The organism is Halorubrum sp. B52, assembly GCF_059752555.1.
This window is the reverse complement of the sequence record NZ_MWTG01000009.1, coordinates 443,765-467,062: the sequence shown is the minus strand read 5'-3', so window position 1 is coordinate 467,062 and position 23,298 is coordinate 443,765. Positions and strand designations below refer to the sequence as shown.

Annotated in this window: 22 protein-coding genes; 8 read left to right on the top strand and 14 right to left on the bottom strand. The window is 69.3% G+C overall.

The genetic code is table 11. The features are described from left to right. Position 1: 1 nt before the first annotated feature. Positions 2-418 carry a DUF7993 family protein gene (locus B4V04_RS10880; RefSeq protein ID WP_498231559.1) on the bottom strand — a complete coding sequence of 139 codons (417 nt, stop codon included), beginning with the start codon at positions 416-418 and terminating at the stop codon, positions 2-4. Continuing rightward, on the bottom strand, positions 418-930 hold the full coding sequence (locus B4V04_RS10875) for a DUF2240 family protein (protein WP_498231557.1): 513 nt from the start codon (positions 928-930) through the stop codon (positions 418-420). The genes B4V04_RS10880 and B4V04_RS10875 overlap by 1 nt, the downstream gene beginning before the upstream one ends. Before the next feature lie 131 nt (positions 931-1,061). Between B4V04_RS10875 and B4V04_RS10870 the strand changes: the two genes are divergently transcribed. The 3 genes from B4V04_RS10870 to B4V04_RS10860 all read left to right on the top strand — a co-directional run bounded on the left by B4V04_RS10870 (position 1,062) and on the right by B4V04_RS10860 (position 3,659). Next, positions 1,062-1,946: an aldo/keto reductase gene (locus B4V04_RS10870; RefSeq protein WP_498231555.1), complete on the top strand. Its 885-nt coding sequence runs from the start codon at positions 1,062-1,064 to the stop codon at positions 1,944-1,946. A gap of 8 nt (positions 1,947-1,954) precedes the next feature. Beyond that, positions 1,955-2,752: a class I SAM-dependent methyltransferase gene (locus B4V04_RS10865; protein ID WP_498231553.1), complete on the top strand. Its 798-nt coding sequence runs from the start codon at positions 1,955-1,957 to the stop codon at positions 2,750-2,752. A gap of 457 nt (positions 2,753-3,209) precedes the next feature. After that, positions 3,210-3,659, top strand: coding sequence for a DUF4112 domain-containing protein (locus B4V04_RS10860; protein WP_498231552.1), 450 nt, complete (start codon positions 3,210-3,212; stop codon positions 3,657-3,659). Positions 3,660-3,929: 270 nt separating this feature from the next. On the opposite strand, the gene arcD is transcribed toward B4V04_RS10860, so the two are convergent. Then, entirely contained in the window at positions 3,930-5,399 is a 1,470-nt protein-coding gene (arcD, locus tag B4V04_RS10855) for an arginine/ornithine antiporter ArcD (protein WP_498231550.1), read from the bottom strand. A gap of 203 nt (positions 5,400-5,602) precedes the next feature. Between arcD and B4V04_RS10850 the strand changes: the two genes are divergently transcribed. The 3 genes from B4V04_RS10850 (at position 5,603) to B4V04_RS10840 (ending at position 9,173) form a co-directional block, all read left to right on the top strand. Next, positions 5,603-6,589: an NOG1 family protein gene (locus B4V04_RS10850; protein ID WP_498231549.1), complete on the top strand. Its 987-nt coding sequence runs from the start codon at positions 5,603-5,605 to the stop codon at positions 6,587-6,589. Between the two features lie 111 nt (positions 6,590-6,700). Continuing rightward, complete coding sequence (gene hisS / locus B4V04_RS10845) at positions 6,701-8,017, top strand: histidine--tRNA ligase (protein WP_498231548.1); 1,317 nt, start codon at positions 6,701-6,703, stop codon at positions 8,015-8,017. A gap of 79 nt (positions 8,018-8,096) precedes the next feature. Next, complete coding sequence (locus tag B4V04_RS10840; RefSeq protein ID WP_498231546.1) at positions 8,097-9,173, top strand: CNNM domain-containing protein; 1,077 nt, start codon at positions 8,097-8,099, stop codon at positions 9,171-9,173. Positions 9,174-9,277: 104 nt separating this feature from the next. Here B4V04_RS10840 and B4V04_RS10835 read toward each other — a convergent pair whose 3' ends face one another. The 9 genes from B4V04_RS10835 to B4V04_RS10795 all read right to left on the bottom strand — a co-directional run bounded on the left by B4V04_RS10835 (position 9,278) and on the right by B4V04_RS10795 (position 16,976). Beyond that, a complete protein-coding gene (locus B4V04_RS10835) occupies positions 9,278-9,613 on the bottom strand; it encodes a DUF7344 domain-containing protein (RefSeq protein WP_498231544.1) in 336 nt (111 codons plus the stop codon). Positions 9,614-9,806: 193 nt separating this feature from the next. Then, a complete protein-coding gene (locus B4V04_RS10830; protein ID WP_498231543.1) occupies positions 9,807-10,253 on the bottom strand; it encodes a DoxX family protein in 447 nt (148 codons plus the stop codon). A gap of 105 nt (positions 10,254-10,358) precedes the next feature. Beyond that, entirely contained in the window at positions 10,359-11,138 is a 780-nt protein-coding gene (locus B4V04_RS10825) for an ABC transporter permease (protein ID WP_498231541.1), read from the bottom strand. Then, positions 11,104-12,414, bottom strand: a complete 1,311-nt coding sequence (locus tag B4V04_RS10820) for an ABC transporter substrate-binding protein (RefSeq protein ID WP_498231539.1) — start codon at positions 12,412-12,414, stop codon at positions 11,104-11,106. The genes B4V04_RS10825 and B4V04_RS10820 overlap by 35 nt, the downstream gene beginning before the upstream one ends. Continuing rightward, a complete protein-coding gene (locus B4V04_RS10815) occupies positions 12,411-13,262 on the bottom strand; it encodes an ABC transporter ATP-binding protein (protein ID WP_498231537.1) in 852 nt (283 codons plus the stop codon). The genes B4V04_RS10820 and B4V04_RS10815 overlap by 4 nt, the downstream gene beginning before the upstream one ends. A gap of 3 nt (positions 13,263-13,265) precedes the next feature. Beyond that, complete coding sequence (locus B4V04_RS10810) at positions 13,266-14,219, bottom strand: ABC transporter substrate-binding protein (RefSeq protein ID WP_498231535.1); 954 nt, start codon at positions 14,217-14,219, stop codon at positions 13,266-13,268. Between the two features lie 245 nt (positions 14,220-14,464). After that, positions 14,465-15,271, bottom strand: coding sequence for an Nmad3 family putative nucleotide modification protein (locus B4V04_RS10805; protein ID WP_498231533.1), 807 nt, complete (start codon positions 15,269-15,271; stop codon positions 14,465-14,467). Positions 15,272-15,293: 22 nt separating this feature from the next. Continuing rightward, positions 15,294-15,887: a DJ-1/PfpI family protein gene (locus tag B4V04_RS10800; protein ID WP_498231531.1), complete on the bottom strand. Its 594-nt coding sequence runs from the start codon at positions 15,885-15,887 to the stop codon at positions 15,294-15,296. Between the two features lie 186 nt (positions 15,888-16,073). After that, positions 16,074-16,976: an acyltransferase gene (locus tag B4V04_RS10795; protein WP_498231529.1), complete on the bottom strand. Its 903-nt coding sequence runs from the start codon at positions 16,974-16,976 to the stop codon at positions 16,074-16,076. Between the two features lie 167 nt (positions 16,977-17,143). Here B4V04_RS10795 and B4V04_RS10790 point away from each other — a divergent pair, with 167 nt between their 5' ends. Further along, positions 17,144-18,217, top strand: coding sequence for an aldo/keto reductase (locus B4V04_RS10790; RefSeq protein ID WP_498231527.1), 1,074 nt, complete (start codon positions 17,144-17,146; stop codon positions 18,215-18,217). Between the two features lie 362 nt (positions 18,218-18,579). Here the strand turns inward: B4V04_RS10790 and B4V04_RS10785 are convergent, their stop codons facing one another. Further along, complete coding sequence (locus tag B4V04_RS10785; RefSeq protein ID WP_498231525.1) at positions 18,580-20,529, bottom strand: autotransporter outer membrane beta-barrel domain-containing protein; 1,950 nt, start codon at positions 20,527-20,529, stop codon at positions 18,580-18,582. Beyond that, a complete protein-coding gene (locus B4V04_RS10780) occupies positions 20,526-21,773 on the bottom strand; it encodes a right-handed parallel beta-helix repeat-containing protein (protein WP_498231523.1) in 1,248 nt (415 codons plus the stop codon). The genes B4V04_RS10785 and B4V04_RS10780 overlap by 4 nt, the downstream gene beginning before the upstream one ends. 295 nt (positions 21,774-22,068) lie before the next feature. On the opposite strand from B4V04_RS10780, the gene B4V04_RS10775 reads away from it, so the two are divergent. Next, the gene (locus tag B4V04_RS10775) at positions 22,069-23,292 is read left to right on the top strand and encodes a GNAT family N-acetyltransferase (RefSeq protein ID WP_498231521.1); all 1,224 of its coding nucleotides are present in this window, start codon (positions 22,069-22,071) and stop codon (positions 23,290-23,292) included. Positions 23,293-23,298 lie beyond the last annotated feature (6 nt).

Genomic DNA, 23,298 nt, shown 5'->3' with positions numbered 1-23,298 from the left:
TTTATTCCGCGTCGACCGCGGCCGCCAGCACCGACAGCGCGCGCTTCACCTGCGCGCCGTCCTCGACGAAGACCAGCGTCCGGGGCGGTCGCACCGCCTTCGGCCTGACGCGGAGTCCCGCCTCGTCGGACGCGTCGGCGACGACCTCGGGGAACGCGGATTCGTCGCCGTCGCCCCCGCCGACGAACTCGATCCGGACGCGGTCGGGCAGGACGTACGCCTCGGCGACGGGGACGGTCTCTGCGTCGCCCTCGACCGCGCGAACGATCCGGTACGCGAGCGCGCCGTCGGGCGTCGGCTCAGCGTCGGGGTCGGCGTCGGCGAGCGCGAGGTCGCGCAGTCTCCCTTCGTTCCCGGAGACCTCCGAGGCGAGCAGCTGTCCGATCCGGACGCCGTCGGTCAGGCGGTCCGCGACCATCAGGCGTCACCCGCGGCGTCGGCCGCCGCGTCGTCGGTGTCGGCGCCCTCCTCGCTCCCGTCGCCGCCGGCCGCGAGCTCCTCGCGCACGTCGGCCGCGAGGTGGTCGACCGCGGCGCCGTGCTCCTTCGCGACGAGGACCGCGGCCGCCTCGATGGTGACCGCGAGCGCGCGCTGGCGCTCGTTGATCGCGGCGACGGCGCGCTGCTTCTCGACGCCGGCCGCGACGATGGCGTCGAGGGCGGTCTCGAAGGTGGACTGCTCGCGGAGGATCGACTCGTCGGGCGCGAACCCCTCGGGGACGAGCACCTCGTCGGGGTCGAACCGCGCGACGAGGTCGCCGTCCTCCTCGGCCACCAGCCCGCGGCCGACGGCGACGTCGACCAGCCGCTTCGCCTGGTCCGGCGAGAACCAGTCGCGGTCGAGCGACAGCGCGACGACGAACTCGCCCTCGCCGAGCCGCTCCTTCGCGCGGTGTTTGAACGGGACGGCGACGGCGACCTCCAGGCTCATGTTCGATGGGCGGGGCGTCGACGGCGGTAAACCTACCGGACCGCGGGGCGCGTTCGGAGCGGTCGCGGCGTCCGACCCCGGCTCGCCGGGCGCCGCCAACCGTTATGCCACGCGGGCGTGATGACGAACGCATGGAGACCCGCCCGCTCGGCGACACCGGTCACGACAGCACCGTCATGACGTTCGGCGCCATCGCGCTCAACTGGCTCGAACAGGAGGGCGCGGACCAGCTGGTCGAACACGTCCTCGACTACGGCGTCAATCACTTCGACGTGGCGCCGGAGTACGGCGACGCGGAGCTGAAGCTCGGCCCGAAGCTCCGACAGCACCGAGAGGAGATCTTCCTCGGCTGTAAGACCCAAGAGCGGACGTACGAGGGCGCGTGGCGCAAGCTCGAACGATCGCTGAACCGCCTCGGCGTCGACAAAATCGATCTGTATCAGGTGCACGGGCTCGAGTACGACGAGGAGCTCGACTCGATCACGGGCGACGACGGCGCGCTCGCGGCGTTTCGCGAGGCGAAAGCGGAGGGGCTGATCGACCACATCGGCCTGACGAGCCACGGCGACCCCGGCCTCGTCCTCGACGCGCTCGACCGCATCGACGACCTCGACTCGGTGATGTTCCCGCTGAACCCCGTCGTCGCCGGCAAGGACGACGACGAGTACGACTACGAGGCGGTCCTCGCCCGCGCCGACGAGAAGGACGTCGGGACGCTCGGGATCAAGGCGTTCGCGGCCGGCTCGTGGCCGTCGACTGACGAGCTCCCCGAGGCGGACCGGCCGTTCGCGAACTGGTACCGTCCGGTCACCGCGCCGGACGAGATCCGGGAGCGGTTCGACTTCGCCGCCGCGCGGGGACTCACTAGCGTCGTCAGCGCCGGCGATCCGAAACTCGTCACCATGATCCTGGAGGCCGCAGCGGAGTACGACGGGATGGACGAGGCCGCCCAGCGGTCGCTGATCGAGCGAGTGCGCCACGACGACAGCCCGGTCCCGGAGCAGCTGCACCACTGAGACGGCCGATGGACGTTCCAAGGACGGTCGCGACAGCGCTCGAAGATCGACCGGTGGCCGGGAAGCGCTGTCTGGAGGCCGGCGCGGGCGCCGGGAACGCGACCGCCGGGCTGCTCGCGAACGGCGCCGAACGGGTCTACGCCGTGACGAACGACGGAGACCACGCGCGGACGACGCGCCGACGCGTCGGCGCCGGCGGGGACGGCGGAGGCGACACCGACAGCGACGGGAACGGCGACAGCGACGGCGACAACGGGGCCGTCGGCGACCGACTGGCGGTGCTGGAAGCCGACCTCCGGTCCGTCCCGCTCCCCGACGACTCCGTCGACCTGATCACCGCCCACGGGCTCTGTAACGTCCTCGAACCCGCGGCGCTGTCGGCGGTCGCCGAGGAGCTCTCGCGAGTCGCCGCCCCGGGTGCGGGGCTCGTCGTCGACGACTACGACCCGCTGCCCGACGGCGCCGCCGTCCGCGAGCTGTTCGCCGTCGAGAACGCCGCGTCGGAGCTGGCCCGCGGTCGCCCGGCGCTCACCTTCTACCCGGCGGCGTTCCTGCGGCGGTTATTCGCGGGGCACGGCTGGGAGTTCGAGCGGGAGCGGACGCTTCTGGAGCCGGTGCCCTGGACCGAGAGCCACGTCTCCGCACACGCCGACCGGGCGGCGTCCATGGCCGCGGAGTACCCCGGTGACGCGGGCGGCGCGCTGTCGGCGACCGCTCGCCGGCTCGCGAGCGAGATCGGATCGGAATCGGTCGGGCGGATGTACGGTCTCGCGTTCCGGCTTCCGGACGGAACACGTCGCAAGTAGCGGCGCCGTTGAAATTCTCCGCAGTTGGCGGAAACGCCGTGCTGAATACAGAGCAGGTATCTGGCGATCTTCGGAATGCCGTTAGGTGACCTGCTCCGTTTCGAGCCACTGTTTAAACTCCCAGAAACAATCCGGACGCAGACGCCCCTCCAGCGTCTCGACCGAATCTGATACGTGCTCGATTTGGTGTTGGTGGTGGCGGGTCAGCGATGGGTCAGGTTCAGTCCCCCACTTGTCACAGTGTTCAGCCGTGCTACAGGGTCGTCGCCGACGAGGGGAATGTCTGAGGCTTTCCACCTCTCAGAATCACCCACTATGGCCGCTTCAGACTCGAACTGCTAGATACAGCCGATAGACGGCTCATCCTGAGAAGATAGTAACGCACGACCGAACTCCCACTCGTGTCGCACGACATCCACCACGCAGGTTTTCCGTCTCCCACTCGAAATATCGCTCCATGCCCGCGGCCTTCGAATCGCGGTTCGACATCGACTACGATGGTGAACTACCGGAAAACGTCGACGAGGCCGCGCTCAAGCGGATGGAGACGGTCGCGTATGTACTCGACGAGAGCGTGCGCATTCCCGGCATCGGTTTCCGGATCGGAATCGACCCCGTTCTGGGGGCACTCCCCGTCGCTGGCGATCTAGTGAGTGGCGCCTTCTCCCTGTATATCGTCGCCGAGTCGGCATATCTCGGAGTCTCCTTCACGACGTTGGTGGAGATGCTCGCCAACATCACTATCGACGTGGCGGGGGGGTCCATCCCTTACATTGGTACTGTGGTCGACGCGCTCTGGAAGGCGAACAAGCGCAACGTCGCGCTCGCACTGGAAGACCTCGCCGAGGCGGTGGAGACAGATGGGACAGACGGCGGCGTCGACGTCCCTATCGAACCTGACGACTGAGGTGAATCGCTGAAATCAACGTGATCGTCGAGGAAATACGACCTGCGTGTGAATCTTGATGCGGCCGATATTGGTGGCGTGTTGGGGAATTCAATCTAGCAGCTCAGCGGTGAAGCGGCATTAGGGCAACCTCGTACTGTATTCGCGCCCTGTATTCGGCACGGCTTCTGAGAGACGTCACTGTCCGATAACATCTACCAAGTCCACACAGCTGGAACACGTCGTCTGACCGCCTCGACGAGATAGTGGTCGGTCGTCGCAGGCGGCTCGTCAGTCGTCGTCGGTCGCCGCGGACGCCGTCGCCGCGGCGTCGACGTCGTCGACGGCCGCCGCGGGCGTCGCGTTCAGGTCGAAGCCGGTCGCGGCCATGGCGAACAGCACGAGCGGCGAGAGGAACGCGAACAGGTAGTACGGTGCGTACTCGAGCGTCGGTACGCCGGTGACGCCCGCCATGTAGACGGCGCCCGCGTGCCACGGGAACAGCGCGCCGGTCGGCGTCCCCGCGGCCTCGACGGCGCGGGAGAGCTGGTCGGTGTCCATCCCGAACTCCTCGTACGTGTTCCGGAGGGTGACGCTCGGGAGCACGATGCTCATGTACTGCTGGGCGGTGAGCGCGTTGATGACGATCGCCGAGACGCCGGTCCCGGCGACCAGCGCGCCCGGGCTCTTCACGGACGAGGTGAACGCGTGTGCGATCACGGCCAGCACGCCGGTCCGCTCGAGGATGCCGCCGAGCGAGAGGGCCGCGACGACGACCGTGATCGTCCACGCGGAGCCGGTGAGGCCGCCGGTCGCGAGCAGCTCGTTCACGAGGTCGGAGCCCGACTCGGGCGCGGTCCCGTACATGAACGTGTCCCACGCGGCGACGAAGCCGGCGCCCTGCACGAACACGGTCGTGAGCACCCCGGCGAAGACGCCGGCGACGAGGGTCGGGAGGGGGGCGTACCCGCGCAGCGCCAGCCCGAAGGTGACGGCGAGCGGGACGAACGCGAGGAGCGTGATCGCGTAGGTCCCGGCGAGCGCGCCCTGTATCTCGGCGATCCGCCCCGCGGGGATGGCGCCGCTGGTGCGGAGCCCGAGCGCGAGGAAGCCGAGCACCGCGAGCCCGAACGCGAGCAGCGTGCCGGTCCGCATTCGGCGGATGTGCGCGTACAGGTCGGTGTTCGCCACCCCGGCGGCGAGGTTCGTCGTGTCGGAGAGCGGCGACTGCTTGTCGCCGGCGTACGCCCCCGAGAGGACGGCCCCGACCGTCATCGGGTCCGGGACGCCGAGGCCCGCGCCGATGCCGACGAAGGCGACGCCGAGCGTCCCGACGGTGGTCCACGAGGAGCCGATGGCGAAGGCGACGACCGCCGCGACGACCGCGGCGGCGGGGAGGAACGTCGCGGGCGTGAGCGTCTCCAGCCCGAAGTACATGAGCCCCGGAATCGTCCCGGCGCTCACCCACGTCGCGATGAGCCCGTAGATGGTGAAGATGATCAGCAGCGCCTGGAGCCCCATCACGAGGCCGTTCGCGATCCCGTCGAACAGGTCGTCCCAGTCGTAGCCGAGCCGGAGGCCGAAGGCGCCGACGAAGGCGATACTCCAGAGGAGCGGGGCGTGCGGGTCGAGGCCGAGGACGGCCGAGCCGACGCCGAGGAACGCCACGACGGCGAGGACCGGGACCAGCGCCGCCGCGAGGCTCGGGCGGCGGTCCGGGTCGATGTCCTCGTACGTCGTGGGCGTGAACGAGCGTGCCATGAGCGGTGTATTTCCCTGAAGCATAAATATGGCTCGAAATATGCGCAAGAAAGATAACGATCGTTCATCGGCGGCGGCGGAGCTTCGTCGGCGAGCGAGCGTCGGTGCCGCCCGCGTCCCTCCGTGAGCGACCGTGTGCCGCCGTGTCGCGCGGGTCCCCGAACGGACGGTCTTATACGCGTCGGTGGCCAAGCACGGCCAACATGATATTTGAGGGCCTCCCGACGACCCCCCGATCGGAGGAACTCGTCGACAAGGCGTTCTCGCGGGCGGCCCGCGCGGGACGCGCCAAGCGCGGCCACGAGGCACAGGAGTCGATGTTACGCACCGCGGGCAACGTGCTCTCGGACAACCTGGAGAACGTCGTCGTCTCGTGGCCGGACTTCGGCTTCGACGTCGACCCGTTCTACTACGAGCTCGCCGACGCCATCGTCGACGTCGACCGCCTCCGGCAGGCGCTCTCGCAGGTGATGTGGGCCAGCCGGCAGATCGAAGACCTGCGCGACGAGTACACCACGAAGATCCGCAACTCCGACGTCGACACCGCGCGCAAACACCGGAAGCAGGCATTCGCGCGCATGGCCGACGTGATGGACCAGATCGAAGACGACCTGCGGTACATCGGCGACTCGCGCGACCAGCTGAAGGTGCTCCCCGACATCCGGCCCGACGAGCCCGCCATCGTGATCGCCGGCTACCCGAACGTCGGGAAGTCGTCGTTCGTCAACCGGGTGACCCGCGCCTCCAACGAGATCGCGGAGTACCCGTTCACCACCCGCGGCGTTCAGATCGGTCACTTCGAGAGAGACCACGTCCGGTACCAGATCGTCGACACCCCCGGACTGCTCGACCGTCCCGAGGAGGAGCGCAACGACATCGAGCGGCAGGCGGTCAGCGCCCTCGAACACCTCGCGGACGTCGTCGTGTTCGTGCTCGACCCCTCCGGCGACTGCGGCTACCCCCTCGACGTCCAGCTGGAGCTGCGCGAGGAGGTCCGCGAGCTGTTCGGCGACGCGGTCCCGTTCCTCACCGTGGCGAACAAACACGACCGCTTCGAGGCGGTGCGGGCGGAGTCCGTCGACGCGACGATGAGCGTCACCGAGGACGAGAACGTCGAGGACGTCCTCGACATGGCCGTCGAGGCGGCCGCGTTCGAGCCCGACCTCCCGACGCGCGACGGCGGGGAGTAGGGGAAGCGGTCGGGGCGGCGAGGGAGTCGACGGAGTGTCCGAGTGGGTCGCCGGACCGCCCGGCGGCCCCGAAAGGATGCTTTCAAGCGGGCGGTCGCCGAACCGACGCGTATGTACGACGGTCTCAAGGGATTCCGCGACTTCTACCCCGGCGAGCAGTCAGCCCGCCGGGAGGTGACCGACGCGATCGAGGACGCCGCGAGCCGGTACGGCTTCCGCGAGATCGCCACCCCCGCCTTGGAACGGACGGAGATGTACGTCGACAAGTCCGGCGAGGAGATCGTCGAGGAGCTGTACGCCTTCGAGGACAAGGGCGGCCGCGGCGTCTCCATGACGCCCGAGCTCACCCCGACCGTCGCCCGGATGGTCGTCGCGAAGGGGCAGGAGCTGTCGAAGCCGATCAAGTGGGTCTCCACCCGGCCGTTCTGGCGCTACGAGCAGGTCCAGCAGGGCCGCTTCCGCGAGTTCTATCAGACGAACATCGACGTGTTCGGCTCGTCGGCGCCGGAGGCCGACGCCGAGGTGCTGGCGGTCGCCGCCGACGCGCTCACCGACCTGGGGCTCACGGGCGACGACTTCGAGTTCCGCGTCTCGCACCGCGACATCCTCGGCGGGCTCGTCCGGGCGCTCGCCGACGACCCCGACGCCGTCGACGCGGCGGCCGCGATCCGCGCCGTCGACAAGCGCGCGAAGGTCGACGACGGCGAGTACCTCGGGCTCCTCTCGGACGCCGGGCTCGACCGCGCGACCGCCCGCGAGTTCGACGACCTCATCTCGGACGTCGACGCCCCCGACGACCTCGACGCGGTCGCCGAGGCCGGCGGCGAGGAGGTCGAGGCGGCGGTCGAGAACCTGCGGAACGTGCTCGCCGCGGCCGACGACTTCGGCGCGGGCGAGTTCTGCGAGGTCTCGCTGACGACCGCCCGCGGGCTCGACTACTACACCGGCGTCGTCTTCGAGTGCTTCGACTCCACCGGCGAGGTGTCCCGCTCCGTCTTCGGAGGCGGGCGCTACGACGACCTGATCGAGAGCTTCGGGGGCCAGCCGACGCCCGCGGTCGGGGTCGCGCCCGGTCACGCCACCCTCAAGCTCCTCTGTCAGCGCGCCGGCGTCTGGCCCGATGAGGAGCTCTCGACCGACTACTACGTGCTCAGCGTGGGAGACACGCGCGCGAAGGCGGCCGAGATCGCCCGCGGGCTCCGCGAGCTGGGCCACGTCGTCGAGAGCGACGTGTCGGACCGGTCGTTCGGCGCGCAGCTGGGGTACGCCGACTCGATCAACGCGGAGACGGTGGTCGTCGTCGGCGAGCGCGACCTCGCCAACGGCGAGGTGACGGTGAAGGACATGGCGAGCGGCGACGAGACGACCGCGCCGGTCGACGACTTCCCGCCGGAGTCGGGTCGGCCGACGTACGAGGACTACGAGTAGCGGCGGGAGGACTACGGGTAGCGACGAGAGGGCGCGATCCCTGAACTCTTTTGCCGGTCGCGCCGGGACCGTGGGAACGATGATCCCGCTCGCGACAGCGATGCCGCCGACCGAGATCGCCCTCCGCGTGGCGGCGGGCGCCTTCCTCATCCTGATCAACGCGTACTTCGTCGCCGTCGAGTTCGCCCTCACGCGGCTCCGGCAGTATCCGGAGTCCGAGATCGACACCCCGGGACTGCGGCGCGCCTGGGAGATGACGGACGACCTGGAGTTCTACCTCACCACCTGTCAGGTGTGGATCTCCGGGACGAGCATCGCGCTCGGAATCGTCGCCGAGCCGGGGCTCGCGGCGCTGTTCGCGCCGCTGTTCGAGAACACGGCGCTCGCGTCCGCCGGCGCCGGCTCGCTCCTGGGCTTTTTCATCATCAACATGGTGCACCTGACGCACGGCGAGCAGACGCCGACCTACCTCGGCGTCGAGCGCTCCAAGCAGGTCGCGGGGTACGGCGCGCGCCCGCTGTACTGGTTCGCGTGGCTCATCTCGCCGCTGATCAAGATCGGCGACTGGGTCGCGAAGGCGACGCTGGGGCTGTTCGGCGTCGAGATGACCGGGTCGTGGACCGAGACCGAAAGCGAGGTGTTAGAGACGCGAGCGGAACTCCGCAACCGCCTCGGGTCGATGATGGAGGAGGTCGAGCTCCCCGAGGAGCGCCGCGAGGAGGTCCTCAACGCGCTCGCCGTCGACGAGCTCGACGTGGGGGACCTGATGACGCCGGCCGACGAGGTCGTCTCGCTGTCGACCGAGGCGTCGATCGAGGAGAACCTCGATCGGATTCGCGACACGCCGCACACGCGGTTCCCGCTCGTGGGCGACGGTCCGAACGACTTCGAGGGGATCGTGTACGCGCCCTCGATCGTGAGCCGCTTCGAGGAGCTCCGGTCGGGCGCGGTGACGTTCGCGGAGATCGCCGCCCCGCCGGTGACGGTCTCGCCGGAGACGAGCATCAGCGACGCCTACGACCAGTTTCAGGCCGAGTCTCAAGAGCTCGCGCTCGTCATCGAGGACGGCGAGATCGTCGGACTCCTCACCGCGACCGACGCGCTGGAGGCGGTGATGGGACAGCTCGAGGACCCGCTCGACGCGGGCGAGTTATAACGAAGTTGGTCGCGTCGGTCGTTCGCGTTCGGCGGTCGTTCGCGTTCGTTGTTCGGCCGACAGCGGGCCAGCGAGACCGCCACAACGGAATAGAGCGAAATCGCTCAGCGGTCGGAACAGGGTGACCCTTCTTCACCCACTTTCTCTAAGAAGCGAATGAGCGTCCCGAAGTTCCGCTCGGGGCGGACCGTCCCCTCACTCTCGTCGTACGCCACGACAGCGGCTTCTTCGAGCTTGGGAAGGTGGGCGTGGCGGAGACTCAGCCGAATCGACACCAAATCGCTTGACGCGGGCTCGTCGCACTCGCAGTCTCGGATGCGTTCGGCCAACTCGGTCGTCGGTAGCGGTGTGCCAGCGTCCCGCAACAGTTGTAGTAGTAGCCGCCGTCGTCGTTTGGCAAGTAGCGTAAGAACGTCGGACGTACTGAGGTCGTTCGGCATCTCACCGCTCGGTCACGAGACGTGTTGGTATATAACAGTGTAATGGTGAGATCGGCTTTCACCCGATTAAGTCGGATTAAGCCGAGAGCGTCTCACGGACGGGCGAGGCGGAACTCCGCGACTTCATTCGAGAGTTACCGACGACGCACCCACCGCCCCGGATTCCCGACCGCGTTGACTTCGCGTCCCGCGTTCAGTCGAACGCCTCTCGCAGGAACACGAGCGCCCCGCCCAGCATCGCGAGGTTGCCGAAGAAGGCGAGCCGCTCGCCGCTCTTGTCGTCCTCGTCGGCGTTCCAGAAGTCGTGCATCGTCGCGGTCACGACCGTGAGGAACGTCACGGCCGCGCCGGTCGTGATCCGAGGGGCTCGCCACAGCGCGATCCCGATCCCCGAGACGAGCATCATCCCCGAGGCGAACGGGGCGGCGAGGTCGGGGGCGGGGACGCCCGCCGACTCCGCGTACTCGATCGTCTCGTCCATGTCGCGGAAGTCCTCGGAGGCCTGCGCCGCGAGGCCGACCCCGAGCAGCACGCGGCCGAGCCGCGAGGGCGCGCCGCGACCGGTGGCCGCCCCCTCGTCGCCCGTCGTCGTCTCGACCGCCTCGGTGTCGTCGGCGTCGTCGGTGTCGTCCTCGGTCATACGTGGATGCACGGTAGCGTGCCACATAAATCGACGTGCGGGATGACACGGAAATCGACGTGCGAGAGGGCGCGGAACGCGCGCCGGCGTCGGGCGGAGGGCCGGCTATCCCCAGTTCCACCGGGCGTGAAGCCGGCGGACGGAGAGGTCGAGCCAGAAGCCGATGAAGCCGATCACCAGCATGACCGCGGGTATCTCCGCGTAGGAGAACCGGTCGCGGGCGTCTAAGATGAGGTATCCCAGCCCTGTGTTGACCCCGAGCATCTCCGCGGGGACGAGGATGATCCATAAGATTCCGATCGACAGGCGGATCCCCGTGAGCATGTCCGGGATCACCGCGGGGACGACGACCCGGCGAAGCAGGGCGCGCGTGTCGCCGCCGAGCGACTCGCCGACCGTGAGCCAGTCGTCGTCGATGGTCGCGATCCCGTGGGCCGTGTTCAACACGATCGGCCAGAGGCCGGCCATGAACATCACGAACACAGCCGACTGCGTCCCGACGCCGAAGACGATGATGGCGATCGGGAACCACGCCAGCGGCGAGATCATCCGCATGAACTGGAAGAGGACCGTCGTCGCGCGCTCGGCCGCCTTGAAGTAACCGACCACGATCCCGATCGGGAGCCCGACAGCCAGGCAGAGCCCGAGCGCGACCGCGAACCGGTAGACGCTGACGAACACGTGGTCGTAGAACGCGGGCGAGACGACGAGCTCCGCGAGGACGGCGAACGTCGCCGCCGGCGCGAAGTTGGTGATGATACCGCTGCCGAACGCCGTCACCGCCCACCAGACGGCGAGGCCGCCGAGGAGCCCGACCGCCGGCAGCAGGCGGCCGCTCTCCCCGAGCAGCTCAGAACCGTATCGTCTCCTGTCTCTCGTAGCCATTGTCCTCGGATACGTCGAACGCCGGCGGGCCGCCGGCCTCTTCTAACGCTGTGCGAACGGGGTCGTACGCGACGAGGTCGTCGGCGACCTCGGCGGGGTCTAAGTCGTCGAGGAACGCGTCCTCGCCCTCCACGCGGGTCTCACGCATGCGACGGATCAGCTCCTCCGTGTACGACGGGTACGGGTACGGGTAGAAGCCGATCCGCTCGATGTCCCACTCCTCGTTCCGGATCGCGCCCGACTCGAGGTACGGCTCGTGCTCGTCGTAGTGGGTGAGCGCGCGGTCGATCGGCTCCGGTCCCTGCGGGAGCAGCCCGCTCCCCGCCGAGGAAAGCAGCCGCGACGCCTCCGACCGGTTCCCGCGCAGGTACTGCTGCGCGTCGACGAGCCCGCCCATCACGTCGGTCGTCCACTCCGGCTGCGACTCCACCAGCTCCTCGCGCATCACGACGACGCAGCAGGCGTGCTCGCGCCAGACGTCGCCGGTGAACCGCAATATCTTCCCGCCGGCGTCGAGCTCGCCGATCGCGTTGAACGGCTCGGCGACGATGTACCCCTGGATGGAGCCGTTCTCGAGCGCCGCGGGCATGTCCGGCGGCGGCGTCACGACGAGGTTCACCTCGTCGTCGGCCACCTCGTCGGCCGAGGAGTCCGTCCGGGGCGTGAGCCCGTGCTCGCGGAGCCCCATCTGGAGGATGACGTTGTGGATCGAGTACCAGAACGGGACGGCGACGGTGCCGCCGCCGAGGTCCGCCCACTCGTCGACGTCCTGCTGGACCGTCAGCGCGGAGCCGTCCGTGTGGTCCCACGCGACGACCTGCACGTTCGCGTCCAGCTCGTCGCCGTAGCGCATCCACACCGTCATCGGCATCAGGAAGTGCGCGACGTTGACCTCGCCCGAGAGGAACGCCTCCGCGAGGTCCGACCAGCCGCGGAACAGTTTCGGCTCCGCGGCGTCGACGCCGTGGTCGGCGAAGTGGTCGTTGGCGTACCCCGTCAGCAGGGGCGCCGCGTCCGTGATCGGGAGGTAACCGATCTCCGCGGTCGGCGGGCCGTCGTCCCCGCCCCCGCCGCCGAGACAGCCGGCCGTCGAGCCGACGCCGGCCGCGGCGAGCGACGCCAGACCGGACTCCTTCATGAACTCCCGTCGGGAGAGCCCGCTCTTCCGCGCCTTCTCCGAGGGGTCCCGCCAGCCGGCGCCGCCGATGAGCTCGCGCGCGCTCGCGGCGACGTCGGGGTCGGCGTCGTCGTGGTTCGTGTGATGTTCGTGCGTCATTCGAGTCCCACCGCTTCGAGGCGTTCGAAGACCGCCGCCCGCTCCGCGAGGAACGCCTCGTCGTCGCGCGAGCGCGTCTCGCTGTCGATCCGCTCGACGTGTTCGATGCCAGCGGGGACCGGCCCCATGACGGCGACGCGGTCGCCGAGGTACACCGCCTCGTCGATGTCGTGCGTGACGAACACGGCGGTGACGCCGAGCTCGTCGACGATCCGCAACAGCTCGTCTTGCAGCTCCATCTTCGTCAGCTGGTCGAGCGCCGAGAACGGCTCGTCGAGGAGCAGCACCTCGGGCTCGTTCGCCAGCGTCCGCGCGAGCGACGCGCGCTGCGCCATCCCGCCGGACAGGTCGGACGTGTCGGCGTCGGCGAAGCCGTCGAGCCCGACCAGCTCGAGCAGCTCGTCGATCAGGTCGGGGTCGGGCTCCTCGCCGCGGAGCCTCGGGCCGATCTCGACGTTCTCGCGCACCGAGAGCCACGGGTAGAGGAGCGGGTCTTGGAAGACGACGCCCCACCGGTAGTCGGGGCCCGTCACCCGTTCGCCGTCGATCTCGACGCGGCCGCCGGTCGGGTCTTCGAGTCCCGCGAGCAGGTGCAGCAGGGTCGTCTTGCCGCAGCCGGACGGGCCGAGCAGACAGCAGACCTCGCCGGGGTCGACCGACAGGTCGAGCCCGTCGAAGACGAGGGTCTCGTCGTACCGCTTCGTGAGGTCGCTGGCGACGACCGGCGCCGCGTCGGTCGCGCGACGGCCGGCGCCCTCGACGTCGGCTCCAATAACGGACGCGGGTTCGGACCGAGTCTCGGACTCCTCGACGTCGTCTTCGGTCGCCGCGCGGGACTCGAGGGACATCGATCAGTCCGCCGTCGCCTCGGGCTCGTCCTCCTCGGACTCCGCCTCGTCGTCCGGGAGCACGCCCTCGTTATCGAGCTCCTCGGCGGTCCCGATGTCAGCGTCGTCCGGGACGAACCCCTTCTCGCGCATCCAGTCCGTGGTCGCGTCGATCCGCTTCTCGTCGGGGGCGCGCACGGGGAGGAACTCGCGGAGCTCGAACTCCTCGCGGAGCCGCTCGAAGTTCACGTCGTCGAAGGCGGGCTTGTCGGCGGCCTCGTCTTCGAGCAGCTCGACGTAGCGGTCGGTGTACCCCTCGAGATCGGCGTTGATGTCGGCGACCGCGCGGTTCAGCGCCGCGAGGAACCCCTCCAGCTTCTCCGGCTCGGGCTGCTCGCGCGTCGTGATAGCGGCGCGGCACGGTCCGTCGAACACCTCCTTCAGCTCCTCGTCGTAGCGACCGAGCGTGACGAACGGCTCCAGCACCGCGATGGAGTCGACCTCGCCGTTCTTCACGGCGTCGAAGCGCTCCTCCGCCTCGCCGACGTGCTCTAAGACGATCTCGTCGTCCTCAAACCCCTCGTTCTCGAGCATCTCGCGCATCGAGTAGAATGAGGTGGCGTACTTGTTGATCCCGACGCTGCGACCGCGCAGGTCGTCGATGGTCTCGGCGTCGTCGTCCGCGTCGACGAAGACGACGCGGTCCCACTCGCTGTAGGAGCCGACGATGTCGCGGTCGGTCTCGGAGACCTCCTGGACCGCGTTCCACTCGCAGACGCCGTGGGTGCCGCCGTCCTCGTCCATGTCGTCCCACCAGTCGGCGTCGAAGGCGTTCTCGCCCTCGAAGTCCTGCGTTCCGGGCGCGAAGTACGAGAGGTCGGCGTCGACTCCCTCGTCCTCGAAGTACCCGTTCTCCTCTGCCACGTCCTGCACCAGTCTCCACGTGAAGTATTCGTGGGAGACATTGAGATCTGACATCGAATGCTTCTTGGTTTTATTGTAAGGTATAGCTCCGGAAACCGACAAGCATGAGCGGTGAAACCGTTTTCGCGCAAATATTGCGACTGGCGAACGGGTTCGGTCGTCTGTCCGGTTGGAAAACGGCCGCAGGCCGGTGCGAGATCCCGTCTAAGGGAGCTTCTCGGTCGATAGTGCGAACAGTTCGCATCCGAGATACCCACAATATTTGTTCGTTCCTCCGTCGCCGTCGCCATCCCGGCGTTTCAGGCCCGCTCGATGCGTGTCAGAAGGGTCTCCGTCGCGTCGTCGTCGAACGCCATCGGCCGGCGCCACCACGGCCCCCTCCCCGAGTCGCTGGACAGCGCCGTGACGAGGCGGTTCGCGTCCGCGCCCGCTTCCGGGGTGCTGAGGGGGACGACGCACTCGAAGAGCCCCGACGCCGACGCGTCGCCGGCGACGACGACCCGAGCGTCGAACGGGTCGCGCTTCAGGTGGGCGTTGGTCGGCGCGAGCGCGGCCGCCGCATCGCGGTCGAGTGAGCTGTCGTCCCCCGTCCCGCCGTCGCCGACCGCGAGCACCCGCTCGACGCGGGTCCCCGCGAAGAGGTACGCGCCCCAGTCTGGCGCGAGGTCGTCGTCGCGGTCGGCGAGCGCCGCCCGTTCGGTCTCGCCCGCGGGGGCGCTCGCGCCCGGCCCCGCCCAGCCGTGCGGGCGCAGCGACAGCGTCGCGTAGAACAGCAGCCAGTCGCCCGGATCGAGGCCGGCGATCCGCCCGGCCTTCACGCCGTGGGGATCGCCGTACGTCGCGCGGTCGCGCCCGTGGACACCGGGGAACTCCGGGTCGAGGTGGACCGGCGTCTCGCGCAGGTCCGGCGGCACCGCGAAGGGGAGGTCGAGGTCGGCGTACGTCGGGAGCGGCTCGTCGACCGGGAACCGCTCGCGCGGGAGCGTCGCCGCCGACTCGGGGATCGGCACGTACGCGAACGATCCGTCCGGGTAGACTGGCCCGCGGAAGCCGGGCCGGTTCGTGTTGGCGGCGACGTTGACGGCGACGGCGCGGGGGTCGGCCATTAAAAAGGGAAGTTCGGGCGGGTCACTCCGCCGCGGCGGCGGGCGCGTCGTGGTCGATCTCGGTGCCGAGCAGGTCGAGGAACCCCGCGATCCACTCGGGATGGTCCGGCCACGCCTGCCCGGTGACGAGGTTGCCGTCGGTCGTCACGCCGTCGACCCACGAGCAGCCGGCGGCCTCGACTTCGGGCCGGACCGCAGGGTACGCCGTGATCTCGTAGCCGTCGAGCACGCCCGCGGCCGCGAGGATCTGCGGGCCGTGGCAGATCGACGCGACGGGCTTGTCCGCCTCGAAGAAGTGGCGCACCGCGTCGAGCACCTCGTCGTAGCCGCGCAGGTACTCGGGCGCGCGCCCGCCGGGCACGACCAGCGCGTCGTAGTCGGCCGGGTCGATCTCGTCGAACCCGTGGGTGAGCTCGAAGTCGTGCCCGCGGGTCTCGAGATAGGTCTGGTCGCCGCGGAAGTCGTGGACCGCGGTCTTGACGCTGTCTCCGCCCTCCTTCTCCGGGCAGACGGCGTGGACCTCGTGGCCGACCGCCCGCAGCGCCTGGAACGGCACCATTATCTCGTAATCCTCGCCGAAGTCGCCGACGATCATCAGAATCCGTTGTCCTGTCATGTGTGTAACACCACACGGACGTAGGCGCTCCTTCCAAATAACGATACTGGCGAGCGGTGGCACGCCTCAATGGCGAGCGGTGGCACGCCGCAAGTGAGACTGAACGGCGGAATCGCGACCGGGCCGGCCGCGCGCGAACGACGCCGCAGAGGAGTGTCGACAGACGACCCGCGGAGGTTCCCCGAGTCAGTTCGGCGGCCGGAGGTCCCGCTGGAACTCGTCGAACTGATCGAGGTCGTCGGGCAGTTCGTACTCGATCTCGCGCTCGTCCTGGTTGTCGGGGAGCCGGCCGTCCTCCAGGTCGTCGGCGACCTCCTCCCAGCCCGGTTTCACGCGGACGCTCCGGGCGGGGGAGCCGACGACGACGTGGTGGTCGGGCACGTCGCCCTGCACGACCGAGCGCGCGCCGACGACGCTGTTCTCGCCGATCCGGCAGCCGGCGCGCACCATCGCGTCGTAGGTGACGCGCGCGTCGTCCTCGACGATCGTGTGGAAGTTTCGGACCTCGGTCTGGTCGACGAGGTCGTGATCGTGGCTGTAGAGGTGGACACCGTCGGAGACCGACGCGCGGTCGCCGATCGTCAGCTTCCCGCGGTCGTCGAGGTGGACGTCGTCGTGGATCACGACGTTGTCGCCGACCTCGATGTTGTGGCCGTAGGTGACGGATATCCCCTTGAAGAAGCGGCAGTCGTCCCCGCACTCGGCGAACAGGTGGTTCCCGAGCATCTGGCGGAACCGGAGCGCGAACTCGACGTTGTCGGCCATCGGGGTGGCGTCGAACTGGCGCCAGAGCCACTGGAGGTGTTTCGACCGCTGGAAGCGGTCCTCGTCCTTCTCGGCGTAGTACTCCGACTCCAGCGTGGCGTTGCACGGGTCGTACCCCTGGAGGCGAACGCGCTCGGCTCGCGACACCGACTCCCCGTCCCGCCACGCCTCCCACCGCTCGCGGTCGCCGTGGAGGTCGATCAGGACGTCGCGAACGACGTCGCAGGTGTCCTCGTCCGAGGAGAGCCGATCGTCCACCTCGTCGATTAACCCTCGGACCCCTGCCTCTGCGCCGTCGGGGAGGGACACGTGTCGCTTTGTCATCGGGTCCCCTTCGTCGCCGTCCCTCAAAGGGATTCGGTTGTGCAGCGTCTCGACCGAGGGGCGCGGCGACGCCGGGCGACGGCCGCCGGTGTATATAAATCGGCGTCGCGGTCCCATCGACTGACGGAGACCGCACTCGCTAAGTGTCCCGATCCCCAATTCGGGGTATGCAGCACCGCGAACTCGGGAACTCCGGCGTCGAGGTCTCTGAGATCGGTTTCGGCGCGTGGGTCGTCGGCACCGACTGGTGGGGCGACCGCTCGGACGAACAGGCGGTCGAGATGGTCGAGGCGGCGCTCGACGCGGGCGTCACCTACGTCGACACGGGCGACGTGTACGGCCACGGCGACAGCGAGGAGATCGTCGGGCGGGCGATCGACGGGCGCCGCGACGAGGTGACGCTCGCGACGAAGATCGGCTACGACTTCTACAACAACCCGCAGGCGGGCCACGGCGAGCTCCCGAAGGAGCTGGACCGCGACTACCTCGAGACCGCGTTCGAGCGCTCGCTCGACCGGCTCGACACCGACCACGTCGACCTGCTCCAGCTCCACAACGCCAACGTCGACGACGTCACGCCCGAGGTGCGCGACCTCCTCGCCGAGTGGAAGGCCGACGGTCGCGTCCGCGCGCTCGGCTGGGCGCTCGGCCCCTCGATCGGCTGGCTCGCCGAGGGCGACGCCGCGGTCGAGTACGAGGAGTTCGACGCGGTCCAGACCGTCTTCAACCTCTTCGAACAGGAGCCCGGGCGCCACTTCGTCGACTCGATCCGCGAGACGGGGTCGGACACGTCGGTCATCGCCCGCGTCCCGCACTCCTCCGGCCTGCTCAACGAGCAGGTGACGCCCGACACCGTCCTCGAAGACGGCGACCACCGCTCGCACCGCCCGAAAGAGTGGTACGAAACGGGCTGGGAGAAAGTCGAGGCGATCCGCTTCCTCGAGGAGCCCGACGGCGCCGAGGGCACCCGAACGATGGCGCAGGCGGCGATCCGCTGGCTGCTCGCGCACGACGAGGTCGCCTCCGTGACGCCCACCTTCCGCGACGCCGACGACATCGCGGAGTGGAGCGCCGCGAGCGACGTGCCGCCGCTCTCCGCGGCGGAGTACGAGCGCGTCGACGAGCTGTACGCGCGGAACTTCGACGTCGACCGCGACGACGGGATGGACGTCCTCCGGACCTCCGTCGACGGCGATGACATCGAGGCCGCCGGCCTCGACAAGCGCGCCGCGTCGTACTGACCTCGGACCGACCCGGAGTCCCGGCGGACCGCCGCGGACCTGCACCCACCCTTTTCGCGTCGAGACCGCGGGACTGCGAGTCGTCGATCCCGCTCACGACCACTTCCGCCGCGCTTCCGTCGGAAACTCCGCTTCCGCCGCGCTCCCGGCCGAACGGCGGTCGCTCGCGGGCGAGAGCCGCGGCTCGGCGCGTCGAACGTGGTGGCTCGGTGGGAAACCCTCGTCACAAGGGGCTCAGTGGGGGTAACACGTCGTCACGGCCACCACGGTCGGTCCTTACTCGCTGGATCGTATAAACTCCCCGCGACGCCGACGACCGCGAGCCGGTTCGGGGGTTCGCACGGAAAACGGTGGCCGCGGACCTACTCGTTCTCGCCGTCGCCGAACTGCGCGTCGTAGTCGTTCTGGATCTCTATCTTCGTCTCGCGGCTGATGTCGTCGTAGTCGAACTCTATTCCGTATCGGTCCTCGGTGATCTCGTCGCGGGTCCTGATCTCGCCGGGAGCCGCGTCGTCGGGGAACGGCTGCCGGTTGTAGATCGCCTGCACCTCCCACGCCCGCTCGGCGTCGAGGTCCGCGAAGTCGGCGTCGTACTTCGCCCGACTGATGTTGTCCCGGCTGTGAGCCGGATCCGACGGGAGCGGCCCGAACTGCGCGTCATACGCGTTCTGGACTTCGATCGCGGCGTCGCGATCGAGCTCGGAGAGCGACGCGTCGTACCGGTCGCTGCTTATCTCGTCCCGGGTGTCGACCGCCGCGGGCTCGGAGTCGCCGGGGAACGGCTGCCGGTTGTAGATCGCCTGCACTTCACCGACCGATTTGCTACTGAGGTCCTCGAAGGCGACGCCGTACTTCGCCCGGCTGATTTCGTCACGAGTGGTCGGCCCGTCATCGGAGGCGTCTCCGTCGTCGGTCGACGTCGACCCCCCGTCATAGTCGCTCTCGACCGTGATCGAGGCGCCGCTCGTCGCCGTGACGTTGTAGGCGGTCCCGGCCTCGGTGCCGAGGACGTCGACGCGCAGGCCGATGTCGGTCGTACCGACCGCGTGGCCGCTGATCGTGACCGTCGCGATCGCGACGCTGCCGTTGTCCGCGGTGTCCGTCGGCGCGGCCGTGACGTTCACCGCCTTCCCGTCCTCGATGACGGTGATCGCCGTCGTCGCGTCGGACGCGCCGCCCCCCACGGAGACGTCCGTCACCGTGGCGTGGGTGACGTCGTTCGAGACGACGCGGAAGTCGAGGGCGCCGACCCCGCCGGACGCGTTCGCGACGACCACGTCGTAGGTCGTCTCGTCGCCGGCGTCGACCGTCACGTCGGCGTCGCTCGGATCGCCGGTGCCGCTCGGCTCACCCGCCTCGTCGTTCGGGCGGAGCAGCACCGCGGTCTCGGGGGCCGGAGCCGATTCCGCCGCCCCCTCGACGTCGACGATCCCGGTCGCGGAGTCGTTCCCGGTGAAGACGCCGTGGACGTGCGATCCGGGGTCGACCCCGGTCACGTTCACGCCGCTGAACGCGACGGTCTCGCGGTCGTGGCCCGCGAGCGTCACCTCCCGCGAGGCCGCCGTCTCGTCGGCGTCGAGGGCGCCGTCGCCGTCGAGGTCGAGCCCGTACCGGACCGTCCGGGTCGCCTCCAGATCGCCGTCGTTGGTGACCGAGACGGAGACGTTGAACGGCTCTCCCTGCGTCACGTCGCGGGACGCGTTCAGGTTCGACACCCGGAACGCCGCCGGGTCCGGATTCGGCTCGACGGCGATCGCGGCGCCGCTCGCGGCGGTGACGTCGTACGCGTCGCCGGCGTCGGTGCCGATCCCGTCGACGCGCAGTCCGAGATCGGTGGTGCCGGGGGCGTCGCCGCGGACCGTGACGGTCGCGACGGCGACGCTGCCGTTGTCCGCGGTGTCCGTCGGCGCGGCCGTCAGGTTCGCCGACGAGCCGTCGGCGGCGATCGAGACCCCGGCCGCCTCGTCGGACTGAGCCCCTCGCAGGGTGACGTCCGTTATCGTGGCCACGCTCGGATCGCCGACGCTGACGACGGCGGCGAGGTCGCCGACGCCGCCGGACGCGTTCGCGACGACCACGTCGTGGGTCGCGGTCTCGCCGACGCGGACCGTCGCGTCGCTCGGCCCGAGGTGGACCGCGGTCTCGGGGGCCGGGGCCGGGTCCTCCTGCTGCGCGAACGGGAAGTCGAGACCGCCGGCGGGGCCGACGCCCGCGACCGCCCCGCCGATGCCGCCGATGCCGACCACTGCGATCGCCACGAGGACGGCGACGCCCTTCGCGTTCAGCGTCGCGGAGAGTGCGCCGAGGTTCATCGGCCCGACACCTCGTTGAACAGCGCCCGGACGTCGAGGGCGTCCACGTCACCGTCGCCGTTGAAGTCGAACGCGTCCGGGTGACTCCGGACCAGCTCGTCGTCCCGGTTCGCGAACATGGCCTCCACGTCGTCGGCGTCGACGTCGCCGTCGCCGTCGACGTCCTCGTAGCGACCGTCACCGTCCGGGTCGGTCGGCTGACTCTCGAAGTCGCCTATCGCCTGTCCACCGAAACAGACGGGGTCGCCGCCGCGGACCGGCTCGACGGACCACGGGACGAACTCGACGTCGCCGTCGATCCCGTCGCCCTTCGGGGCCTCTGCCGGGGTCTCCTCCGCGGCGGGGCCGGTCGGATCGCCCCAGTAGTTACAGGACGCGACCGCGGTCTGCTCCGACGCGTTCCGGACCCCGAACTCGTCGTTGCCCGCGATGTCGTTCCCGGTGAACGCGTACTCGGGGACGGAATCGCCGAAGCTCTCCGTCACGCCCGACAGTTGGATCCCGACCCGGTTGTCGACGATGACGTTCTCTCGAACCTCGCCGCCACAGGAGGTGAACTCGATTCCCGGCCCGGCGTTGTTCGGGATGTCGTTTCCGGCGATCGTTGCGGAGCCCAGGTTCGTCGGCCCGACGAACCCGATCAGCCGGAGACCGAACCCGTCGTTGTCGGCGATGGTGTTGTCGACGAACGTCCCCTCTCCGGCCTCGACGCCGGTACCGTTGTCCCTGACGGTGCTGCGCCGCAGTTCCATGGAGTGACCCAGGTCCGTGGACACCGCCGCGTCGCGGTTCCCGCTCAGCGTGCTCTCCGTTATCGACAGTCGGGCACCCTCGCCGGGACCGACGCCCAGGTCGTTGTCGGCGACGACGGAGTCGCGGATCGCGATGAGCCCCTTCGGTGCGCCGCGAACTCCGACGGCGCTGTCCGTGACAGAGACCCCTTCGAGCGCGATCTCGCCGCCCGGGAAGCTGACGGAGGCTCCCGCGCCGAAGTTCACTATCCGCAGGTCGCGGACGACCGCGCTCTCGTCAAAATCGAGGTCGAAGGTGAGTCCGATCCCCGAGCCGTCGCCGGAGATCGCGTGCCCGTTTCCGTCGAGCGTGACGCCCGGGCCGAGGGTGAGACAGTCACCGTCCGTCTCGAGGTCGTCGGTGAGGACGTACTCGCCCGGCTCGGTCAGCGACGCGCAGCGGTCGACCTCCGTCGGCTCGGCGGCCGTCGTGGAGATCGACGAAAGCCCCACGAGAGCTCCCCCTGCCACGAGACCACCCCTCTGAAGTGCTGTTCGGCGCGATATCTTCTCGTCTGGTTCACCGGTTACCATGGGGGAGCATGGTCGATGACACCGATTGTTATTAGCTTACTTATAAGAATAACAGAGTCTATAACAATATCTCGGGGATTCGAACCGGGGACGCAATGCCAGACACCGGCGACGGAAATCTTGGCGGTCCGTGTCGCCGGAAGCGGAACACGGGGAGGCGAGCGATGACACGACAGGCCTTCGATCAGCGGTCGCCGACAGACCCGAAATTCGGATGACCGACGGGTACAATATCGTTCGCGGACTTCCGGACGAGAAGGCACTCCTCGACCTGTTACACGAGGCGTTCGGGACCTGGGGAGACGAGGCGTTCCTGCGGTGGAAATACGATCGGCCGGGCATCGAGCCCGCCGAGGGATACCACATTGTTCGAGACGGCGAGCTCGCGGCGTTCCGCGGCATGTTCGAGCGCACCATCGAGGGGCCGGGCGGCGGCTACGACTGCCACGTCTGCGGCGACGCCTGCGTCGCCGAGGCCCACCGCGGCGAGGGGCTCTACTCGCGGATCCGTGACGCGACGGAGTCCGACATCGAGCGGAGCGGGAGCGACTTCTGCGGGATCTTCACCCGGAAGGGCCACATCCCGTTCGAGGTCGGGCTCGACCGGGGGTGGAGCTACCGCACGCTGCCGCTGTACCTGCGCGTGCTCTCGCCCGCGAACGTGATACCCCACTACGCGGGGCTCGTCCTCGACGACGACGGGACTGCGGCCGACCTCCTCGACCGCCTCGGCGGGAGAGTCACGCTCAGGTCGGGCGGCGAGTCGCTCCGGCTCGACCGCCTGCTCGGCGAGCCGACGACCGAGCCGGGGTGGTCCGTTCCGGTCCTCTTCCCCGAGTGGGCGACCACGGCCGCGGTCGAGGCGGCGGGAACCGACTCGCTCCGCGACAGCGTCCGCCGTCGGATACCATCCGGTCGAGCGAAGCGGGGTGGTTCCGCGGGCTTCCCGTCCGGGAACGCGGGCGGCGCCAACGTCGACGTGCGCGTCGAGCGATCGGTCGGAGACGACCTCGTCGAATCGGTAACGCCATTGTACGATCGGGCGACGGCCGAGTACGACCTCGCCTTTCGGCGCGAGGCCGACGACCTCCGTCACCTGCTCGCCCACCCGCGGCTGCTCGGCGTCGTCACGGCGAGGCGGGACGGGACCGTCGTCGGCGCGGCGCCTGTCGCGCTCACCGAGACGGAAGACACGCTCGAGGCGTGGGTGCTCGACCTCGTCGCCGACGACGCAGCCGCTTTCGACGGCCTGGTGGCCGGCGTCGAACAGGCCGCAATCGAGGGGGACGCGGACCTGATGCTGCTGGTCTCCGAGGTAGACCCCGGAACGACGTGGGCCCGGATCGACAAACAGGTCATGATGTGGACGTCCTACGGGAGCGACACGCGACCGCTCGAAACCGACTCGCTGTTCATGGGGCTCTACGACGTCGTCTGACGCCGT

What these genes read in the sequence shown, in the direction of transcription:
- B4V04_RS10810 (WP_498231535.1), bottom strand. Translation starts at nt 14,219, where the DNA reads ATGTCAGATCTCAATGTCTCCCACGAATACTTCACGTGGAGACTGGTG.
- B4V04_RS10785 (WP_498231525.1), bottom strand. Translation starts at nt 20,529, where the DNA reads ATGAACCTCGGCGCACTCTCCGCGACGCTGAACGCGAAGGGCGTCGCC.
- B4V04_RS10830 (WP_498231543.1), bottom strand. Translation starts at nt 10,253, where the DNA reads ATGACCGAGGACGACACCGACGACGCCGACGACACCGAGGCGGTCGAG.
- B4V04_RS10825 (WP_498231541.1), bottom strand. Translation starts at nt 11,138, where the DNA reads ATGGCTACGAGAGACAGGAGACGATACGGTTCTGAGCTGCTCGGGGAG.
- B4V04_RS10790 (WP_498231527.1), top strand. Translation starts at nt 17,144, where the DNA reads ATGCAGCACCGCGAACTCGGGAACTCCGGCGTCGAGGTCTCTGAGATC.
- hisS (WP_498231548.1), top strand. Translation starts at nt 6,701, where the DNA reads ATGTACGACGGTCTCAAGGGATTCCGCGACTTCTACCCCGGCGAGCAG.
- B4V04_RS10820 (WP_498231539.1), bottom strand. Translation starts at nt 12,414, where the DNA reads ATGACGCACGAACATCACACGAACCACGACGACGCCGACCCCGACGTC.
- B4V04_RS10815 (WP_498231537.1), bottom strand. Translation starts at nt 13,262, where the DNA reads ATGTCCCTCGAGTCCCGCGCGGCGACCGAAGACGACGTCGAGGAGTCC.
- B4V04_RS10775 (WP_498231521.1), top strand. Translation starts at nt 22,069, where the DNA reads ATGACCGACGGGTACAATATCGTTCGCGGACTTCCGGACGAGAAGGCA.
- B4V04_RS10860 (WP_498231552.1), top strand. Translation starts at nt 3,210, where the DNA reads ATGCCCGCGGCCTTCGAATCGCGGTTCGACATCGACTACGATGGTGAA.
- B4V04_RS10875 (WP_498231557.1), bottom strand. Translation starts at nt 930, where the DNA reads ATGAGCCTGGAGGTCGCCGTCGCCGTCCCGTTCAAACACCGCGCGAAG.
- B4V04_RS10870 (WP_498231555.1), top strand. Translation starts at nt 1,062, where the DNA reads ATGGAGACCCGCCCGCTCGGCGACACCGGTCACGACAGCACCGTCATG.
- B4V04_RS10865 (WP_498231553.1), top strand. Translation starts at nt 1,955, where the DNA reads ATGGACGTTCCAAGGACGGTCGCGACAGCGCTCGAAGATCGACCGGTG.
- B4V04_RS10840 (WP_498231546.1), top strand. Translation starts at nt 8,097, where the DNA reads ATGATCCCGCTCGCGACAGCGATGCCGCCGACCGAGATCGCCCTCCGC.
- B4V04_RS10850 (WP_498231549.1), top strand. Translation starts at nt 5,603, where the DNA reads ATGATATTTGAGGGCCTCCCGACGACCCCCCGATCGGAGGAACTCGTC.
- B4V04_RS10835 (WP_498231544.1), bottom strand. Translation starts at nt 9,613, where the DNA reads ATGCCGAACGACCTCAGTACGTCCGACGTTCTTACGCTACTTGCCAAA.
- arcD (WP_498231550.1), bottom strand. Translation starts at nt 5,399, where the DNA reads ATGGCACGCTCGTTCACGCCCACGACGTACGAGGACATCGACCCGGAC.
- B4V04_RS10805 (WP_498231533.1), bottom strand. Translation starts at nt 15,271, where the DNA reads ATGGCCGACCCCCGCGCCGTCGCCGTCAACGTCGCCGCCAACACGAAC.
- B4V04_RS10880 (WP_498231559.1), bottom strand. Translation starts at nt 418, where the DNA reads ATGGTCGCGGACCGCCTGACCGACGGCGTCCGGATCGGACAGCTGCTC.
- B4V04_RS10795 (WP_498231529.1), bottom strand. Translation starts at nt 16,976, where the DNA reads ATGACAAAGCGACACGTGTCCCTCCCCGACGGCGCAGAGGCAGGGGTC.
- B4V04_RS10800 (WP_498231531.1), bottom strand. Translation starts at nt 15,887, where the DNA reads ATGACAGGACAACGGATTCTGATGATCGTCGGCGACTTCGGCGAGGAT.